Genomic DNA, 18,654 nt, shown 5'->3' with positions numbered 1-18,654 from the left:
CTGGGCAGTGTTCACACTAATTCGAGCAGCAGGACAAACAGTTAGCCGATTTGAACAGCGCTGACTCCAAAGGCTGATTTCTGGTGAGGGTCATGGGTATCCCTCATCAATCCCCAGACGTTACTGAAATATGACGGGTATAATCCAATAAAAATGACAATTAAAAACAAGCGACAGGAATACTTATCTGTTGAGGCAGCAATTACCCAACATTTTTTAGATAATGCGCAACATATATTTACTTTTCTTACCCTTAGCCGTGACGCCGTCAGCCCTGAATAAATAACCATGAAAACGCAATCGGTCATTATCTGGATGAATGGAATTTAACACTACTCTGAATATGGATACAGAGGAAAAATGGAAAGTTACATTCAAAAAATGGAATGAAAGAGGCGAAAAACGCTTTGCACATTGATACTACACGGTTGTCCATGCATCAATGTACGGGTTGATCGTCCCTGTGTCGACGTGCTGGACCAATAAGCAGGCTGAATCAGTAAGGATGCATCAGCCTTGACGCCTGTCGTGTTCTGAGAGGGTCAAAGCATGCGGTTCATTTTTTTACAGTGCTCCACCAGAAAGTCGACAAACAGCCTGACGCGTTTCGGTAACTGGCTATTTACCATGACTACACTGAGATCCACACTGGGAAATACCCACCCCGCCAACACCGGAACAAGCGTCCCTGCGGCTAAATATCCGGCGACCATCGGCGGGTCCGCCCAGGTTACTCCGCTCCCCGCCAGCGCAATCTCCAGCGCCAGATTGGGGTTATTAACGGTGTGAGCCGGGTGGATGAGCGTACTTTCTTTTTTGTCACCGTTACTCATCACCCATACATTACCCTGCTGGGAAACGGCGATGCAGGGCAAACCGGCAAGATCCGCCGGGCGTTGCGGGGTGGGATAACGTTTCAGTAACGAAGGGGAACAATAAAGCGAAGGTTGCAGCGATGCCAGTGTATGCACTCTCAGCCCGGAATCAGGCAGGATGCCAGCCCTGATGTCCAAATCATAGGGTTCTAACAGCAAATCGACCCAGCGAGAAGAAAACGTAACATGCAAACATATATCGGGCCATCGCGCGGTGAAATTCCCCACCACGCCCTGAAGATAGCTGTGGTAGATATCCCCGGCGACAGCGAAACGCACGCACCCGGCAGCAACGTTAGCCTCGCGGGCGAGATTTTCACAGGCATCGTCGGCTTCGGCAACGATCGTCTCGCATCGCTTGAAAAAGATCTTCCCGCTTTCCGTCACCTCAACATTCCGTGAGTTCCGCACCAACAAGGGGATTCCCAGCCGTTTTTCCATAGAACTTATTCTGCTCGAAAGCGTGGAAACAGGCATACCGAGGGTATCTGCGGCTCTGGTGAAGCTTTTATGCCGGGCGACAGCAATAAATAATGGCATGTCCCGCAGTACTTTATTCACGATTATTCACTCCATTGGCCGAATGAACAGGATATTGCAGCTAAGCAACAAGCGCAGTCATCCCGGAATACCAGGATAATTGACGGTAGGAGGGAGAATACGGTCAATGCTGCTGCAATCAATATTAACCATACAGTTAGTAATGTCTATGCGGCGTGCTATATTTTGTCTGACCTTTGCTTTTTAACGTCAAAACGTCAGAGTTAATCCTTTAAAAACAAAATGATAAATAACATCATAAAAGGAAAATTTCGACTAAAAGTGACACGCCTTCTGTCACAGCTAACAGTAGCACCGATACCAACGCACACGTCCAGACGGCTCTGATAGCCTGTGATTTTCTCAGAATTTAAAATTTATTTGGGGAAGTGATTCCACCCTCTGGGCCGCCGTGCTGGCGGCCACTCCTTGATGCCCCCACCCCCATCGGTGATGCCGCACTCAGTCAGCGGCCAGCCGGGGGCTGAATGTCATGAAAAAACAGGCGATATCCATCAGCCCTCGCACTGCATCGGAGCAGTAAACAAAACAGCATAAAACGCCGATGGCTCGCTTAACTGACCGGCATTGGGTATCAAGTCCGGTTTCCTTTGACTCGACAAAACGCGCTACTCGCTGAGCCCGCGATTTTCCAGCATCGGGCCAATTTCAGGATCGTGCCCGCGCCACTGGCGGTAAAGTTCCGCTAAATCAGTGCTATTCCCGCGTGACAGAATTGCTTCACGGAAACGCTGGCCATTTTCACGGGTTAAACCGCCCTGTTCGACAAACCACTGATAGCCGTCATCCGCCAGCATCTGCGTCCACAGGTAAGCGTAATAGCCTGCCGCATAACCGCCGCCGAAGATATGGGAGAAATAGCTGCTGCGATAACGTGGCGGGACGGCAGGCAAATCCATCTTTTCCGCATGCAAGGATGCGGCTTCAAAAGTATCAACATCCAGAGGCAGCGTGTCTGCCTTCACGCTGTGCCAGTGCATATCCAGCAGCGCGGCTGCCAGCAGTTCACTCATGTCGTAGCCTTTATTAAACTTCGCCGCGCGGAACATGCCGTCGCGCAGCGCTTCAGGCATCGGCTCGCCAGTCTGGTGATGCCGCGCATAATGGGCAAACACCTGCGGCTCGCTGGCCCAGTGTTCATAAATCTGCGAAGGAAACTCGACAAAATCCCGCGGCGTATTCGTCCCTGACAAACTGGCGTACCGCTGGCTGGCAAACAGGCCGTGCAGCGTATGGCCAAATTCATGGAATAACGTGATAACCTCATCCCAGGAAAGCAATGCGCTGTGACCTGCTTTAGGTTTCTGGTAGTTGCAGACGTTGTAAATAACCGGCCGCTGCGCACGGAGCGTGGATTGCTCGACAAAAACGCCCATCCACGCCCCACCACTTTTGCTGTCACGCGAAAAATAGTCACCGTAGAACAGCGCAATTCCTTCCCCGTTAGCGTCAAAAATTTCCCAAACCCGTACGTCCGGGTGATAAACCGGAATATCAAAGCGCTCAACGAAGCGAATGCCGAAGAGCTGGGTTGCAGCCCAGAACACGCCATCGCGCAGGACACGGTCAAGAGCAAAATAGGGTTTTAGCTGCGCCTCGTCGATAGTAAATCTCGCCCGACGCACCTGCTCTGCATAATAGAGCCAGTCCCAGGCCGCCGCGCGGAAATCACCGCCTTCATCATCAATCACCTGCTGAATATCGGCCAGTTCCCTCTCTGCTCTGGCTCGCGCCGCCGGCGCGATTCGCCGCATAAAAGCAAAGGCCGCTGCCGGCGTGCCCGCCATCTGATCCGCCATCGACCAACTGGCAAAATCGTCAGCGCCCAGCAATTGCGCTTTACGTGCACGGAGCCCCGCCAGCCGCAGAACCAGTTCCCGCGTATCATTGGCATCGCCTTTCTGATTTCGCGTCCAGCCCGTTGCAAACAGATTTTCCCGCGTCTGCCTGTCCTGTAATGCGAGCAGCGCAGGCTGTTGCGTGGTATTGAGTAAAGAAAGAAACCAGCCCCCGCTTAGCCCTTTTTCCTGTGCCGCTTCTGCCGCGGCGAGAATCTCATCTTCACGAAGTCCCGTAAGCTGGTGTGCATATTCGACCACCAGCCCGCCCGACTTCGCCGCCGCCAGCAAACGCTGCTGAAACTGGCTTTGCAGCCCGGCCGCTTCGGTATTCAGCCCCCGCAGCATCGTTTTTTGCGCGTCGTCCAGCGTCGCGCCCGCGAGAGTAAAACGCTGCCAGGTTACCTCCAGCAGACGGCGGGACTCGGCATCCAGAGAGAGCGTCTCTCGCCTTTCCCATACTGTTTTCACTCGCTGAAACAGCGCATCATTAAGCCAGATGTCATTGCTCAGCTCAGCCAGTTCAGCGGAGAACTGTTCATCCAGCGCCTGAATTGTCGGGTTGGTGTTCGCACCTGCCATGGCGAAAAAGACATTCGTCACCCTCGCCAGCATCTGCCCGCTCTGCTCAAGCGCCACCAGCGTATTAGAAAAATCCGCCGCTGCCGGATTATTAACAATTGAGGTAATCTCTTCCCGCTGACGCCGCACACCTTCGTCAAAGGCCGGACGGTAATGGCTCACGTCGATCATATCGAAAGGCGGGGCCTGATAAGGCAGCAGGCTGACGTTTAAAAAAGGATTGTTTTCCAACATCATCATCTCCTGGACACGATTATTCTGTAAGATTAGGCAACTCGTTGATTGACAGCAATGATTACGCCACGCCCCGCCGCAAATATCCCGTTTTAGCAGATGATTTCCATTACCCGTCGCCGGGATCGCGTGCTATGGTATGAAGACACAAAAAGCGTTGAGGAACAGTAAGATGATTATCCTGGTTACCGGTGCAACTGCAGGTTTTGGTGAAAGTATTACTCGCCGTTTTATCGCTAACGGCCACAAAGTGATTGCCACCGGGCGTCGCGAAGAACGCCTGAAAACGCTGAAGGATGAGTTGGGCGGTAACGTTTATACCGCGCAACTGGATGTGCGTAATCGTGCGGCTATCGAAGAGATGATCGCCGGGCTACCTACGGAATGGCAATCGATTGACATTCTTGTCAATAATGCCGGCCTGGCTCTGGGCCTCGAACCAGCGCACAAAGCCAGCGTGGAAGACTGGGAAGACATGATCGATACCAACAATAAAGGACTGGTCTATATGACGCGCGCCGTTCTGCCGGGTATGGTTGAGCGCAATCGCGGCCATATTATAAATATCGGCTCAACGGCCGGGAACTGGCCTTATGCTGGCGGTAATGTCTATGGTGCGACCAAAGCGTTTGTGCGCCAGTTCACTCTGAATCTGCGTACCGACCTTCATGGCACCGCCGTGCGCGTCACTGACATCGAACCGGGACTGGTCGGTGGAACCGAGTTTTCCAACGTACGCTTTAAGGGCGATGATACCAAAGCCAGTAAGGCCTATGAAAATACCCAGGCGCTGACGCCGGAAGATGTGACCGAAGCGGTCTGGTGGGTGGCCACGCTGCCAGAACACGTTAACATCAACACCCTGGAGATGATGCCGGTCAGCCAAAGCTTCGGCGGGCTGAGCGTATACCGTCAGGGTTAAGTCCTGTTACCCGGCCTCATGGCCGGGTCTGGGCTGGAAAGCAAAAAACGCGTAAAATAGCGCATATTTCTCATAAAAAAGTAATCATCAATGGCCGCAGAATCCCAACTGAATCCGACACAGCCTGTAAACCAGCAAATTTACCGTATCCTTCGTCGGGATATCGTCCATTGTCTGATTCCGCCAGGCACCCCATTATCTGAAAAGGAAGTCTCCGTGCGTTTTGACGTTTCTCGTCAACCGGTACGTGAAGCCTTTATTAAACTGGCGGAAAACGGCCTGATTCAAATTCGGCCACAGCGCGGCAGTTATGTGAATAAGATTTCCCTCGCCCAGGTACGTAACGGCTGCTTTGTCCGCCAGGCCATTGAATGTGCCGTCGCTCGCCGCGCCGCCGGAATGATAAATGATAAACAACTGTATCAACTGGAACAAAATCTTAATCAGCAACGTACTGCAGTCGAACGTCAACAGTTAAATGATTTTTTCCTCCTCGATGACGAATTTCACCAGAAGCTGTCCGTCATTGCTGAGTGTCAATTGGCCTGGGATACTGTTGAAAATATTAAAGCGACGATTGACCGGGTTCGTTATATGAGCCTCGATCATATTTCTTCCCCGGAAATGTTGCTGCGCCAGCATTATGATATTTTCCAGCCGCTGCAGGTCCACGATGCGGAGGCGGTGGAAAAAGCGATGAGTTTGCATTTGCAGGAAATCAGCGAATCGGTTTTACTGATTCGTCAGGAAAATAGCGACTGGTTCAGCGATGATTAAAAGCCAGGACTAAAAACAGCGGCAGATTTTATCTCTGCCGCCACAGGTTTATGGTACCGATATTATCTCACCACCAGCACCGGAATGCTGGCGTGACGCAAAACAGACTCAGCGTTAGAGCCCAACAGATGGGTAGAAATACCGGGTTTACGCGAGCCAATCACGATGACGTCAAAGTTTCCGGCGTTACTCATCGCTAAAATTTCATCACGTACGTTGCCAAACACCACCCGGGAGTGAATTCGCTCCGCAGGAATGGAAAACAGACGGACCAGCGTCTGCATTTTTTTCTCTGACTCTTCACGCATATAAACTTCAAACTTACGAATATCGGCCGCAAAGCCCCGCAGAATAGAACGACTGCTGTTCGGCAGAACGTTAAGCAAGGTTATCTCCCCGTCATCCGCTGAGGCCAAAAACTGTGCATGACGAACGGCTTTATCGCTTAAATCCATTTCAAAAACATCTACGGGTAACAATATTTTTTTGTACATTGCCCGTTCTCCTTTTCTGAACAAACTTAGTGAGTTAGCTCATCATGACATATCTATTTCAGTAAGAGAACGATTAATCAGCAAAATAAATATTTAATCCATTAAAATAAATATCAATTATTTATATTTAGTTATTGTTAGCTAAAGTTATGTATTTTCAACGATCTGGATCAATATTTACCATTAATAACAACAGACTTGACTGATACTGGCGGCAATACTGGCAAGAGAGCCTAAATGATAACAATGCCGCCGAAACCGGCGGCACCAGATCGACAGTTAGTTAGCCTGCGCCCAGGCTGCCACTGTCGCTTTTGCGCCATACTTTTGCAGTGACATATAGGCGCCGATGACCTCATCAACGAAGCGAGGTGACTGGCTCAGGCGTTGGCCAAAAATAGCGTCTATTGCCAGCAGGGCCTTTACCCGGTCTTCACCGTCTGTACTGTGTTGTACCGCATGCTGAATGACCGGTAAGAGTGGGTCAGAAATCTCAATCGCCTGTCCCTGGTCGTCAACGCCACTAACATAGCGCATCCAGCCAGCAACTCCCATCGCCAGCAGTCTAAAGTCACTGCCCCGCTCCAGATGCCAGCGAACCGAATCCAGCATACGCTGCGGTAGCTTCTGGCTGCCGTCCATCGCGATCTGCCAGGTACGGTGCTTCAGCGCGGGATTACTATAGCGGTCAATAAGTAATCCGGCATAACGCGCCAGATCAACGCCCTGCACTTTCAGGGTCGGTGCCTGTTCATCCAGCATCAGCGCATGGGCAGCCCGGCGATAGTTATCGTCAAGCATACAGTCATTGATGTGCTGATACCCGGCCAGATACCCCAGATAAGCGAGGAAGGAGTGGCTGCCGTTTAACATACGCAGTTTCATCTCTTCAAACGGCAGGACATCAGTAACCAGCTCAGCACCCGCTTTTTCCCATTCAGGACGACCCGCGACAAAATTATCTTCAATGACCCACTGACGGAACGGCTCGCAGGCGACGGCAGCCGGATCGCGAACACCGGTAAGCTGCTCAATTTTATCCAGCGTCTCTGCGGTCACCGCCGGGACGATACGGTCAACCATTGTCGATGGAAAGGTGACGTTATGCACAATCCACTCGGCCAGATCGGCGTCAATCGCCCGGGCGTAGGCGCAGACCACATTACGCATCACATGACCATTCTCGGGCATATTGTCGCAGGACATCACGCTGAACCCCGCCAGCCCTGCCGCTTTGCGTCGCGCCAGCGCTTCAACCACTACCCCCGGCGCCGATTTTGGCTGATGAGGATGTTGTAAGTCAGCGGCAATCAGCGGGTGATCCAGCTGTAGCTCTCCGCTGGCCGGCGAGTGACAGTAACCTTTTTCGGTGATGGTCAATGAGACAATAGCAACCTGTGGCTCACACATTTTCGCCAGCACGCTTTCCAGACCATCAACCTGGACGTGCATTGCCTGTTTAACGACGCCAACAACTCGGGCGGTCCAGGCATCCGCTGACATTTCAGCGACGGTGTAGAGTAAATCCTGCTGTTGCAGGTCGGCGATCTGCTGTTCGCCGCCAATCAGATTGACCTCTGTATAGCCCCAGTCGCTGTTGTGCTCAGTTGCGAGAATATCGGCATAGACGGCCTGATGGGCGCGATGAAATGCCCCAAAGCCCAGATGAACGATACGCGGAACCAGGCGGTTCCGGTCGTAAGACGGCAGCGTGGCGTTAGCTGTTAAAAGCATGTTTTGCATCTTTGACTCGCTGTATAGAAGAAAGAGAAAAAATTACCTGCCATACTAGTTTAATAATTTGTGTGGCGTATATCTTGATTTACATTATTAAATTGAAAATTGGATGAACAAAACTCGCGTTGTGTGATAACCACAATTCACTATTCAATCAACTGCTGTTATCACACAGACAGACTTAACTCGTCGTAGAAGACGGTGATGATGAAGATGAACGTCCTGACTGAGTGCTGGAATCGCACCACAATTGGTCGTAATTATAGCCAGTGAGATCTTCCACTATATGGCGAACTTCGCCAGTTACGTTTTGCTTCAGCCCGTTATTTTTCAGCCGTTCCACCTCATCAACAAAAATTTTGTGCGTGCGTTTGTTGAGATGAAAAGTTAATGCCTGCCATAGCGCAATTAGCAATAGTGAGGACGTTCCGATAAACAGCAGCATTGCAATAGTGTTAATAGCCTCCTGGGGTTGACTAATACTCCCCTTCACAAAGCCACCGCTTTGCATTAACAACCCCACAACAAAAGTCGCGATGGCGACTGTCGTTTTGCGCGAAAAGGTCATCACTGCGGCAAACAAACCTTCACGACGCTGCCGGGTTATCATTTCGTCGATATCAGGAATGAACGGGAAAACGTTCCATGGGGTAAACTCGAGTACACAACGCCCTACTTGATATACGCCCGCAAGCGCTACCAGCAATAATACTTTGTTATCTGTCGGGAATTGATAAACAAGGAAAAAGCCACCTAAGCACAGCATCATAAGGCAATAGGCAAATACATAGAGACGTGATGGCCCATACTTAATAATCGCCATCCCCGCAAGTAAGGTTACAGGCAATCCTACAATACTCATCGATAACAATGTTCCCGCCAGAGAGGATGAAACATTAAGGCAATACACGCAAAAAAAGACAAAAACAGTATTATAGACATCTTTAGCGGTGAAGGAGAATAAATAAATCGCTAAATGCTTACGGAAGGCTCTGACTTTCAGCGTTGAAGCATATTCTTTGAATAAATTGCCTAATGCTGTCAAATTTTCCAAAAAACTTCTTTTAGGTGTATTACTTTCTAATTCAGCCAACATTTCTGGTGTAAGGTCACGCTCCCAGGTTACTTTCCAGGAAATAAATACGCAAACCATAAATAAGATGGCAAAGACCGCGCCATTAATAAAGTAAGCATTTGCATCATGCTCACCAAAATATTTTATTAACAACCCAGGAATAAATGTTGCTAAAAAAGTACCTGATGCAGAAAGGAACATGCGGCATGTTGACAGTTTCGTGCGTGAGTTAAAATCTTTTGTCATTTCTGACGGCAAAGTTTCCCATGGGATCAGCACCATTGCAGCAATAATTTCAAAGGCCAGATAAACTGCAAGATAAAAAACATAACTCATCCCATCCAGCCAAAGAAGCATATAGACAAGCATTAATGGTGCGCCAATTAAAAGAAAGAATCGACGCCGACCAAACTTTTTGCCTAGATAGTTTTTATAGAAATGATCTGTAAAACTCCCCATGAATAAACTGACGATCGCATCAACAATTCGTGCAATCGCCACGATTGATGCAGCCTCAACTGGAGATAAACCAACGAATGTAGTATAAAAGAAAAGCAGCCACGCGCCAATAACGGTAAATGCTCCCCCACCCATAATATCTGTCATACCGTATCCGATACTTACCGGAATGGTAATTTTTTTGTTAGTACGAGACATGTTCATTCCTCAGACTATGGTGAATATTAAAATTTAAAATATTTTTCTGCATTATCATGACATATGTTTTTTATCATCCTGGTCAAAATAACATTGTCCTGTGGAACTTCGCCATCATCGACCCAACGTCCAATTAAATTGCAAAGAATTCGCCGGAAATAGTCGTGTCGAGGATATGAAACAAGGCTGCGGGAATCAGTGAGCATGCCTACAAAGTTCATTAACAGGCCCTGGTCGGCCAGTGAATTTAACTGGTTTTCCATTCCACGGCGCGTGTCATTAAACCACCACCCTGAACCAAATTGTAATGGTGACTTAACACCCAGTTCGGCACTCTGAAAATTAGCAATTGTCGACGCCACAACATCATTGTAGCTACCATTAAGATTATAAATAATAGTCTTGGGTAAAATAGTCCGTCTGCTGAGAGCATCAAGGAAAAGATTTAAATTTTCTGCAAGTTCTGATTGATCTGCAATTGAGTCAAACCCTGTATTAATACCAATTCTGGCGAGCATAACGCTATTATTGCTACGAATAGCACCAAAATGGATTTGCATAGCCCATTCTCGTTGCTTGTAATGTCTGGCGAGCATGATAAAAATAGCACTATTCAGGCCATTTTGCTCTTCAATGTTGATCGTGTCTCCTGCACGTTTACGAGCAAATATTTCCGCAATCACTTCATAACTAACTTCACGCCAGCTAATGGCAAGAAGGCCATGATCAGAGATACGGCATCCGCGTTCATGGAAATAGTCAATACGACACGCTGCCGCTTTATCAAAATCTTCAAATGTTGTAATTGAAAACCCAACTAATGCAGATAACTTATCCATAAAGACAGAAAATTCATGCGAGCTTTCCAGGAAGAAATCATCCGGGCGGAAAGTCGGCAACACTTTAACTGGAAAAGTGTGATCATCATTCAAAAGTCTATGATAATGTAAGTCGTCTAGTGGTGAATCTGTCGTACAGATCACCTCAACATTTGAGCGCTGAATAAGTTGTCGTGGTGTAAATGCGTCTTCCCGCAACAGTTTATTACAATGCGCCATTATTTCTTTCCAGTTTTGAGAGTTTAACTCTTGTTGACAGTTAAAGTACGCATTTAATTCCAGATGAGTCCAGTGATAAAGAGGATTGCCAAAACATGATTCGACGGTCTCGGCCCATTTGCAGAACTTTTCTTCTGCGGTGGCGCTGCCAGTAATAAAATGCTCATCTACACCATTAGCACGCATTGCCCGCCATTTATAATGATCTCCGGATAACCAGAGGTCGCTCATATTTGCAAAACATTTATTCTCATAAATTTCTTTTGCGACCAGATGACAATGATAATCAATGATAGGTAAATCTTTTGCCACTTCGTTATATAATCTACGCCCGTACTCACTTTTAATCATAAACTTCTCATTGATTAATGGCATAACTCCCCTCCTGATAAAGGTTTGTAATTCAGTATGTAGTTCAACTATTTTTATATCGGTCGCGTTTATCTGCGCGTAAAAAATCAAACTCAGCGCATCAAAAAGATATAGAGTACAGATTCTGATGCGTAAAATTTTCTGGCGGATTAAATTATTAATGGTGACATAGAAAACAGTAAAGTAATCCTGTCACTCTTTATATTGCCCGTCCGGGGATCTACCAGTTCCACAGCGTGCCATCTTCCAGGCGGGCGACCGGTAAATAAGCCGGTTCATAGGGATATTTCGCCGCCAGCTTTTCATCGAACTCAATACCCAGGCCCGGTTTTTCGCCCGGATGCATATAACCGTTATCAAACGTCCAGCTATGTGGGAAGACTTCCAGCATTTGTGCCGAATAGCCCATATACTCCTGAACGCCAAAATTCGGCACCGACAAGTCGAAATGCAGCGCGGCGGCCATGCAAATTGGTGACAGATCGGACGGACCATGTGAACCGGTACGCACCTGATAAAGCGACGCAAAATCGGCGATGCGGCGCATCCCTGTGATCCCGCCCGCGTGAGTGATGGTCGTACGAATGTAGTCAATCAGTTGCTCTTCAATCAGCTGCTTACAATCCCAGATGCTGTTAAACACTTCCCCTACCGCAATTGGCGTAACGGTGTGCTGACGAATTAAGCGGAAACATGCCTGATTCTCCGCCGGAGTGGGATCTTCCATCCAGAACAGACGGTAATCTTCGATGCTCTTACCAAAACGGGCCGCTTCAATCGGCGTCAGGCGGTGATGCATGTCATGAAGTAAGTGCTCGTTGAAGCCAAATTTTTCCCGCACGGCGGCAAACAACTGCGGCGTAAAATCAAGGTATTTTTCTGTTGACCATAGCTGTTCTTCCGGCCACTGGCCTTTGGTCGCAGGTTCGTAGGCCTGGCCTTTACCTTTCGCCATCCCGTAGGTGGTTTTCATACCCGGCACCCCGCACTGTACGCGAATGGCCTTGAACCCCATCTCTTTATGACGCGCATAATCATCAAGCACTTCATCAATCGAATGACCGGTGGTATGGCAGTAAACCATCACGCCTTCCCGCGATGCTCCCCCCAGCAATTGATACAACGGCATGCCCGCCGCTTTGGCCTTAATATCCCACAGCGCCATATCGATGGCGGAAATCGCCGACACCGTTACCGGCCCACGACGCCAGTAAGCGCCCTTGTAGAAAAACTGCCAGATATCTTCAATACGGTGCGCATCACGCCCCACCAGTTGCGGACAAAGGTGATCCCGTAAATACGATGCAACGGACAGCTCGCGGCCGTTCAGCGTGGCGTCACCTAAGCCGACGATGCCATCATCCGTGGTGATCTTAAGAGTGACAAAGTTACGTCCCGGACAGGTGACGAAAACTTCAGCGGCAACGATCTTCATTTCTTATTCCTTACTTCTGTGCGGTTAGTAGAGAAAATTAAATCATCAGACCTACTACCATACAAGTATAACGATCAAAAAACATGCTGCCGATCACGTTATCTCGTAAGGCAAAAAAAGAAGAAAAAAGAAAAAATCAAGCAGCCCGTTGAGGAAAAACATAACAATAAAAGCAACCGGGACAGTATCTTCTGCCCCTCGTCTTAACCGCGAAAACGCACTATGCGCGCCCCCAGCCCGCGACAATGATCAGCATCCCGCACAGCGCAATCAGCGCGCCAGCCCAGTCATAATGGCTGAGTTTTACGCCATCGACGAAACGCAACCACAGCAGCGCGGTGCAAACATAAACCCCGCCGTAAGCAGCATATACACGGCCGCTGGCTTCCGGGTGAAGCGTGAGAAGCCAGACAAACAGCGTCAGCGCCACGCCGGTCGGCAGCAGCAACCAGGGGGTCGCCCCGCGTTTTAACCATAACCAGGGGAGATAACAACCAATGATTTCACACAGCGCAGTAGCAAAGAAAAGCAGCGTCGTTTTTAACATTCAAAGATTCATGAGTTTAATAATCGTTAACACATTCTACGCAATAATAACCGCAGGTTACTCTGTTTTGTCGGATATGCTGCCGAAAAGAGATATAGTAAACTGAGTCGAAGGGGATCACTTAAAGGAAATCGTGATGAATATGACACTGAACAAACGCTGGTGCCTGACCGCCCTGCTGGCAATGAGCGCGATGGTCTTTACCGCATCGTCATTTGCCAAAACCGACACGCTGGTGATTGAGTCCGGCGATAGCGCCCAAAGCCGCCAGCAGGCCGCAATGGAAAAAGAGCAGTGGAACGATACCCGTTCGTTACGCCAGAAGGTCAACAAACGCGTAGAGAAAGAGTGGGACAAAGCCGACGTGGCTTTTGATGCCCAGGACAATTGCCAGAAGAGCGCGAACGTTAACGCCTACTGGGAACCTAATACCCTGCGCTGCCTTGATCGTCGTACTGGCCGCGTTATCACGCCGTAATATCTGGCGCCTGCGGGCGCCATCATTCATCCCCGCACAAACGCACAGGAATTCCCATGACTGACGCTTATCACGTCAAACTCCGCCCGCTAGAACGCGAAGACCTGCGTTTCGTCCATCAGCTCGACAACAACGCCAGCGTCATGCGCTACTGGTTTGAAGAACCCTATGAAGCCTTTGTAGAGCTTTCTGACCTGTATGATAAACATATCCACGATCAAAGTGAGCGCCGCTTTGTTATTGAGTGCGACGAACAGAAGGCTGGTCTGGTTGAACTGGTGGAAATAAACCATGTTCACCGCCGCGCTGAATTCCAGATAATTATCTCCCCGGATTATCAGGGAAAAGGCCTGGCCACCCGCGCGGCGAAACTGGCGATGGACTACGGTTTTATGGTGCTCAACCTCTATAAGCTGTACCTCATCGTGGATAAAGAGAATGAAAAAGCGATCCATATCTACCGCAAACTCGGTTTTATGGTGGAAGGCGAACTGATTCACGAATTCTTTATTAACGGTGAATACCGCAACACCATCCGCATGTGCCTGTTCCAGCACCAGTACCTGGCAGAGCATAAAACGCCGGGCCAGACGCTGCTGAAGCCAACGGCTCAGTAATACTCAATGCTATTTTTAATGGTATAACGGCGTGTTACCGACGGCTGTACGCTGTCATCAATGACCTGAAGCTCGCAACTGACCGGGTTGTCATGGCTATCGTAATCACAGCTCTGACTCACGTGGCCCAACGTGCGATGGTTGAATATGCTTACTGCGGTATAGTCCAGTTTTTTCCGCGGATCGGCGGATGGGGTTGAGCTCACCGTCAAACGATCATCGTTAGCAACCGTCGTTTTACCTAACGGATAGCCTTCGCTATCGTAGCGGTATGTCGTGACGCTCGCCCCGGCACGGGCGGTGGCGACGAACCCGTTATCATCGGTTTCCCACAACACGCCCGCCGATGGCATCTCCGCCAGTTGGCATTTCCCCTGCAAACGCAGGCGCTTTTCATGACTTTGCGCATCAAGATAGTAGTTAGCGTCAAGGACTAAAACCGCGCCGGTGCGATTCTCCCGATCCTGAAACGCCAGCAGATCGAAACAGCCTTCACGGGACAGGCGCCCTTTCACCCACTTCACTTCTTCATCGTGTTGATTATACAGTTTCTGGCTAAACGCTTTCACTGGCCCGCGTAGCGGATCGAATTCAAACTCATTGGAAAAGCTGGCCATTTCCGGCGTAAACGCCTGCGGCGGCGCTTTTTCATCACAGCCGCTGAGTGCCCATATTGCCATTAGCAGAAAAAATCGTATTTTCACCTGCGATTCCTTTTTTGCATCATACAATCATATTAGCAAATACAATTGTTTACCTGACTTCTGCTATGCTTAAAATCTGGATAATATCAATCAGGAGTTTGTGATGAAACGTTCCCCCTGGCTATGCGCGGCACTGCTGCTGGGTTCGGCATCCGCTTTGGCTGCGCCGAACTCATGCGAACGGGTTAAAAACGAGATTCAGCAAAAAATCATCAATAACGGCGTTCCCGCCTCTGGCTTCAGCCTGACGATTGTGCCGAGCGATCAACCCGATCAGCCCGGGGCGCAAGTTGTTGGCCATTGCGCCAATGATACCTTTAAAATCATCTACACTCGCGACAGCGACGCGCAGTAACCCCGCCGTTTTGTTGTATACCCAAAATAATTTGAGTTGCGTGAAGGCGGCAAGTGAGAGAATCCCCAGGAGCTTACAGGAGTAAGTGACTGGGGTGTACGAACGTAGCCAACGCACAAGCAACTTGAAGTATGACGGGTATAAAGGTCTTATCCCTCGGTTGACCGGGGATAAGATCTGCCTGACCCCTTTTAAGTATGATTTCTCACTCTACATGCTGAACAGCAGCAGTGTCGTTGCATGCGCATTATAACAAGATCATGGAGTGAGAAATGTCTAATCATGAAAATCACGGCGGGGTTAGCCGTCGAACGCTAATTAAATCATCGGCTCTTGGTTCCCTGGCCCTTGCGGCTGGTGGCCTGTCGTTGCCTTTCAGTTTGCGCAACGCCGCCGCTGCCGTACAGGACGCCACGCGCGGCGAGGAACGCATTGTCTGGGGCGCCTGTTCGGTCAACTGCGGTAGCCGCTGCGCCCTGCGTTCGCATGTGCGCGATGACGAAGTTATCTGGGTCGAAACGGATAACACCGGCACGGATATTTATGGCGATCATCAGGTGCGCGCCTGTCTGCGTGGCCGCTCTATTCGCCGACGCATCAACCACCCGGACCGTCTCAATTACCCAATGAAACGCATTGGCAAACGCGGCGAAGGCAAGTTTGCGCGTATCAGTTGGGATGAGGCGCTGGATACGATTGCCGACAATCTCAAAAGAATCGTTCAGGATTACGGTAACGAAGCGGTCTATATTAACTACACCTCCGGGATCGTTGGCGGCAATATAACCCGTTCCTCACCATCGGCCTCCACCGTAAGACGCCTGATGAACTGCTATGGCGGTTCGCTAAATCAGTATGGTACCTATAGCACCGCGCAAATTGCCTGCGCCATGCCCTACACTTACGGCAGCAACCTTGGCAACAGCACCTCCGATATTGAAAACAGCAAACTGGTGGTGATGTTTGGCAATAACCCGGCGGAAACCCGCATGAGCGGCGGTGGTATCACTTATTACTTAGAACAGGCGCGCGCGCGTTCAAACGCGCGAATGATTGTTATCGATCCCCGTTATACCGACACCGCCGCCGGGCGGGAGGATGAGTGGCTGCCAATCCGTCCCGGCACCGACGCCGCGCTGGTAGCGGGGCTCGCCTGGGTTCTGATTAATGAAAACCTGGTTGATCAGCCGTTCCTCGACCACTATTGCATCGGTTACGATGAAAAAACACTGCCGGCTGATGCCCCGGCGAACGGGCATTACAAGGCATATATCCTTGGCGACGGTGATGATGGCATTGCCAAAACCCCGCAATGGGCCTCACGCATCACCGGCATCCCTGCCGACCGCATTGTCAAACTGGCCCGGGAAATCGGCAGCGCTAAGCCTGCCTATATTTGCCAGGGATGGGGGCCTCAGCGCCAGGCTAACGGTGAGCTGACCGCCCGCGCCATCGCCATGTTACCCATACTCACCGGCAACGTTGGCATTAGCGGCGGCAACAGCGGCGCGCGCGAATCCACGTATACCATCACCATTGAACGGCTACCGGTGCTGGAAAATCCGGTGAAAACCGCTATCTCCTGCTTTAGCTGGACCGACGCCATCGCGCGCGGCCCGGAAATGACCGCCACCCGCGACGGCGTGCGCGGTAAGGATAAGCTGGATGTGCCGATTAAATTCCTCTGGAACTACGCCGGTAACACCATCACCAACCAGCACTCCGATATTAATAAGACTCACACGATCCTGCAGGATGAGAGCAAATGCGAGATGATCGTGGTTATCGAAAACTTTATGACCTCATCGGCAAAATACGCCGACATCCTGCTGCCGGACCTGATGACCGTGGAGCAAGAAGATATCATCCCTAACGATTATGCCGGTAACATGGGCTATCTTATTTTCAGTCAACCGGTCACCTCTGCCAAATTCGAACGCAAGCCAATCTACTGGATCCTCAGCGAAGTGGCGAAACGTCTTGGCGATGATATCTATCAGAAATTTACCGAAGGCCGCACCCAGGAGCAGTGGCTACGCTATCTGTATACAAAAATGCTGGCCAGAGATCCCGCGCTGCCGGGCTATGACGAACTGAAAAAAATGGGGATTTACAAACGTAAAGATCCCAACGGTCATTTTGTTGCCTATCGTGATTTCCGCGAAGACCCCATTGCCAACCCGTTAAAAACCCCCTCGGGTAAAATCGAAATTTACGCCAGCCGCCTGGCGGACATTGCCGCGACATGGCAACTGGAAAAGGACGAGACCATCAGCCCGCTGCCGATCTACGCCGCCACCTTCGAAGGCTGGGATGACCCGTTGCGCGATAAGTTTCCGCTGCAACTGTTTGGCTTCCACTATAAAGCACGCACCCACTCCAGCTATGGCAACGTTGATGTGCTCCAGGCCGCCTGCCGCCAGGAAGTGTGGATTAACCCGCTGGATGCTGAAAAACGCGGGATCCAAAACGGCGATATGGTGCGCGTATTCAACACCCGCGGCGAGTTACGTATCCCGGCTAAAGTCACCCCGCGGATCATGCCCGGCGTGTCGGCAATGGGCCAGGGAGCCTGGCATGACGCCAATATGAACGGCGATCGCGTCGATTACGGCTCCTGTATCAATACGCTGACCACTCAGCGTCCTTCACCGCTGGCGAAAGGCAATCCGCAGCACACCAATCTGGTCGAAATCGAGAAGGTTTAAGGAGTAAACCATGAGCGTTCAATATGGATTTTTTATCGATTCCGCCCGCTGTACCGGTTGTAAAACCTGCGAGCTGGCCTGTAAGGATTATAAAAACTTAACCCCTGACGTCAGCTTTCGCCGCATCTATGAGTATGCCGGCGGCGACTGGCTGGAAGATAACGGCGTCTGGAATCAAAACGTCTTCGCCTATTACCTCTCCATCGCCTGTAACCACTGCGAAGACCCGGCCTGCACGAAAGTGTGTCCCAGCGGAGCAATGCATAAACGCGATGACGGTTTTGTGGTGGTGGATGAAGCGGTCTGTATCGGCTGCCGCTACTGCCATATGGCCTGTCCGTACGGCGCACCGCAGTACAATGCGACAAAAGGCCATATGACAAAATGCGACGGCTGCTACGACAGAGTCGCCGAAGGTAAAAAGCCGATTTGCGTCGAGTCCTGCCCGCTGCGGGCGCTCGACTTTGGCCCGATCGATGCGCTACGTGAAAAATACGGCCCGCTTTCCGCCGTCGCGCCGCTGCCATCTGCGCACTTCACCAGGCCGAGTATTGTCATCAGGCCAAACGTTAATGCGCGCCCTTGCGGCGATACCACCGGCTATCTGGCCAATCCAGAGGAGGTTTAA

The 18,654-nt window shown here is 50.3% G+C and carries 17 protein-coding genes and 1 pseudogene; 8 read left to right on the top strand and 10 right to left on the bottom strand.

Annotated elements, in window-relative coordinates; translation table 11 throughout:
* Positions 1-542 precede the first annotated feature (542 nt).
* A complete protein-coding gene (locus ABK821_RS13860; protein ID WP_260607817.1) occupies positions 543-1,154 on the bottom strand; it encodes a substrate binding domain-containing protein in 612 nt (203 codons plus the stop codon).
* On the opposite strand from ABK821_RS13860, the gene ABK821_RS13855 reads away from it, so the two are divergent.
* Positions 1,062-1,277, top strand: a complete 216-nt coding sequence (locus ABK821_RS13855; RefSeq protein ID WP_260607821.1) for a hypothetical protein — start codon at positions 1,062-1,064, stop codon at positions 1,275-1,277. The two genes, ABK821_RS13860 and ABK821_RS13855, sit on opposite strands and share 93 nt — an antisense overlap.
* 27 nt (positions 1,278-1,304) lie before the next feature.
* Here the strand turns inward: ABK821_RS13855 and ABK821_RS13850 are convergent.
* Both ABK821_RS13850 and dcp read right to left on the bottom strand, forming a co-directional pair.
* Positions 1,305-1,415, bottom strand: a pseudogene (locus ABK821_RS13850) (LysR family transcriptional regulator); the annotation flags it as partial.
* 629 nt (positions 1,416-2,044) lie between these two features.
* A complete protein-coding gene (gene dcp, locus ABK821_RS13845; RefSeq protein WP_343178755.1) occupies positions 2,045-4,090 on the bottom strand; it encodes a peptidyl-dipeptidase Dcp in 2,046 nt (681 codons plus the stop codon).
* Positions 4,091-4,262: 172 nt separating this feature from the next.
* Here dcp and ydfG point away from each other — a divergent pair, with 172 nt between their 5' ends.
* Both ydfG and ABK821_RS13835 read left to right on the top strand, forming a co-directional pair.
* Complete coding sequence (gene ydfG / locus ABK821_RS13840; RefSeq protein ID WP_138362178.1) at positions 4,263-5,012, top strand: bifunctional NADP-dependent 3-hydroxy acid dehydrogenase/3-hydroxypropionate dehydrogenase YdfG; 750 nt, start codon at positions 4,263-4,265, stop codon at positions 5,010-5,012.
* A 90-nt stretch (positions 5,013-5,102) separates the two neighbouring features.
* On the top strand, positions 5,103-5,789 hold the full coding sequence (locus tag ABK821_RS13835; protein ID WP_138362177.1) for a GntR family transcriptional regulator: 687 nt from the start codon (positions 5,103-5,105) through the stop codon (positions 5,787-5,789).
* Between the two features lie 62 nt (positions 5,790-5,851).
* Here ABK821_RS13835 and ABK821_RS13830 read toward each other — a convergent pair whose 3' ends face one another.
* From ABK821_RS13830 to ABK821_RS13805, 6 genes are all read right to left on the bottom strand, one after another.
* On the bottom strand, positions 5,852-6,283 hold the full coding sequence (locus ABK821_RS13830) for a universal stress protein (RefSeq protein WP_142501331.1): 432 nt from the start codon (positions 6,281-6,283) through the stop codon (positions 5,852-5,854).
* A 279-nt stretch (positions 6,284-6,562) separates the two neighbouring features.
* On the bottom strand, positions 6,563-8,026 hold the full coding sequence (locus tag ABK821_RS13825) for a fructuronate reductase (RefSeq protein WP_343178742.1): 1,464 nt from the start codon (positions 8,024-8,026) through the stop codon (positions 6,563-6,565).
* A 175-nt stretch (positions 8,027-8,201) separates the two neighbouring features.
* Positions 8,202-9,752: an MFS transporter gene (locus ABK821_RS13820; protein ID WP_343178743.1), complete on the bottom strand. Its 1,551-nt coding sequence runs from the start codon at positions 9,750-9,752 to the stop codon at positions 8,202-8,204.
* A 26-nt stretch (positions 9,753-9,778) separates the two neighbouring features.
* A complete protein-coding gene (uxaC, locus tag ABK821_RS13815) occupies positions 9,779-11,185 on the bottom strand; it encodes a glucuronate isomerase (RefSeq protein ID WP_343178744.1) in 1,407 nt (468 codons plus the stop codon).
* 217 nt (positions 11,186-11,402) lie between these two features.
* On the bottom strand, positions 11,403-12,617 hold the full coding sequence (gene manD / locus ABK821_RS13810; RefSeq protein ID WP_138362170.1) for a D-mannonate dehydratase ManD: 1,215 nt from the start codon (positions 12,615-12,617) through the stop codon (positions 11,403-11,405).
* Between the two features lie 220 nt (positions 12,618-12,837).
* Positions 12,838-13,164: a YnfA family protein gene (locus tag ABK821_RS13805; RefSeq protein ID WP_142501334.1), complete on the bottom strand. Its 327-nt coding sequence runs from the start codon at positions 13,162-13,164 to the stop codon at positions 12,838-12,840.
* Between the two features lie 136 nt (positions 13,165-13,300).
* Here ABK821_RS13805 and ABK821_RS13800 point away from each other — a divergent pair, with 136 nt between their 5' ends.
* Both ABK821_RS13800 and speG read left to right on the top strand, forming a co-directional pair.
* The gene (locus tag ABK821_RS13800) at positions 13,301-13,642 is read left to right on the top strand and encodes a DUF1283 family protein (RefSeq protein WP_138362168.1); all 342 of its coding nucleotides are present in this window, start codon (positions 13,301-13,303) and stop codon (positions 13,640-13,642) included.
* Positions 13,643-13,698: 56 nt separating this feature from the next.
* Complete coding sequence (gene speG / locus ABK821_RS13795) at positions 13,699-14,259, top strand: spermidine N1-acetyltransferase (RefSeq protein ID WP_138362167.1); 561 nt, start codon at positions 13,699-13,701, stop codon at positions 14,257-14,259.
* Here the strand turns inward: speG and ABK821_RS13790 are convergent.
* Complete coding sequence (locus ABK821_RS13790; protein ID WP_374043519.1) at positions 14,253-14,939, bottom strand: YnfC family lipoprotein; 687 nt, start codon at positions 14,937-14,939, stop codon at positions 14,253-14,255. The two genes, speG and ABK821_RS13790, sit on opposite strands and share 7 nt — an antisense overlap.
* 127 nt (positions 14,940-15,066) lie before the next feature.
* On the opposite strand from ABK821_RS13790, the gene ABK821_RS13785 reads away from it, so the two are divergent.
* The 3 genes from ABK821_RS13785 (at position 15,067) to ABK821_RS13775 (ending at position 18,654) form a co-directional block, all read left to right on the top strand.
* Positions 15,067-15,318, top strand: a complete 252-nt coding sequence (locus ABK821_RS13785) for a DUF1161 domain-containing protein (protein WP_138362165.1) — start codon at positions 15,067-15,069, stop codon at positions 15,316-15,318.
* A 272-nt stretch (positions 15,319-15,590) separates the two neighbouring features.
* Complete coding sequence (gene ynfE / locus ABK821_RS13780) at positions 15,591-18,026, top strand: selenate/tellurate reductase subunit YnfE (RefSeq protein WP_343178745.1); 2,436 nt, start codon at positions 15,591-15,593, stop codon at positions 18,024-18,026.
* 10 nt (positions 18,027-18,036) lie between these two features.
* Entirely contained in the window at positions 18,037-18,654 is a 618-nt protein-coding gene (locus ABK821_RS13775) for a DMSO/selenate family reductase complex B subunit (RefSeq protein WP_138362163.1), read from the top strand.

The sequence above is a fragment of the Klebsiella sp. KE9456 genome (assembly GCF_043832615.1).
Lineage (GTDB): Bacteria > Pseudomonadota > Gammaproteobacteria > Enterobacterales > Enterobacteriaceae > Klebsiella > Klebsiella indica.
Note: the sequence above shows the minus strand (reverse complement) of the source record. Positions and strands in the feature narration are given on the sequence as shown.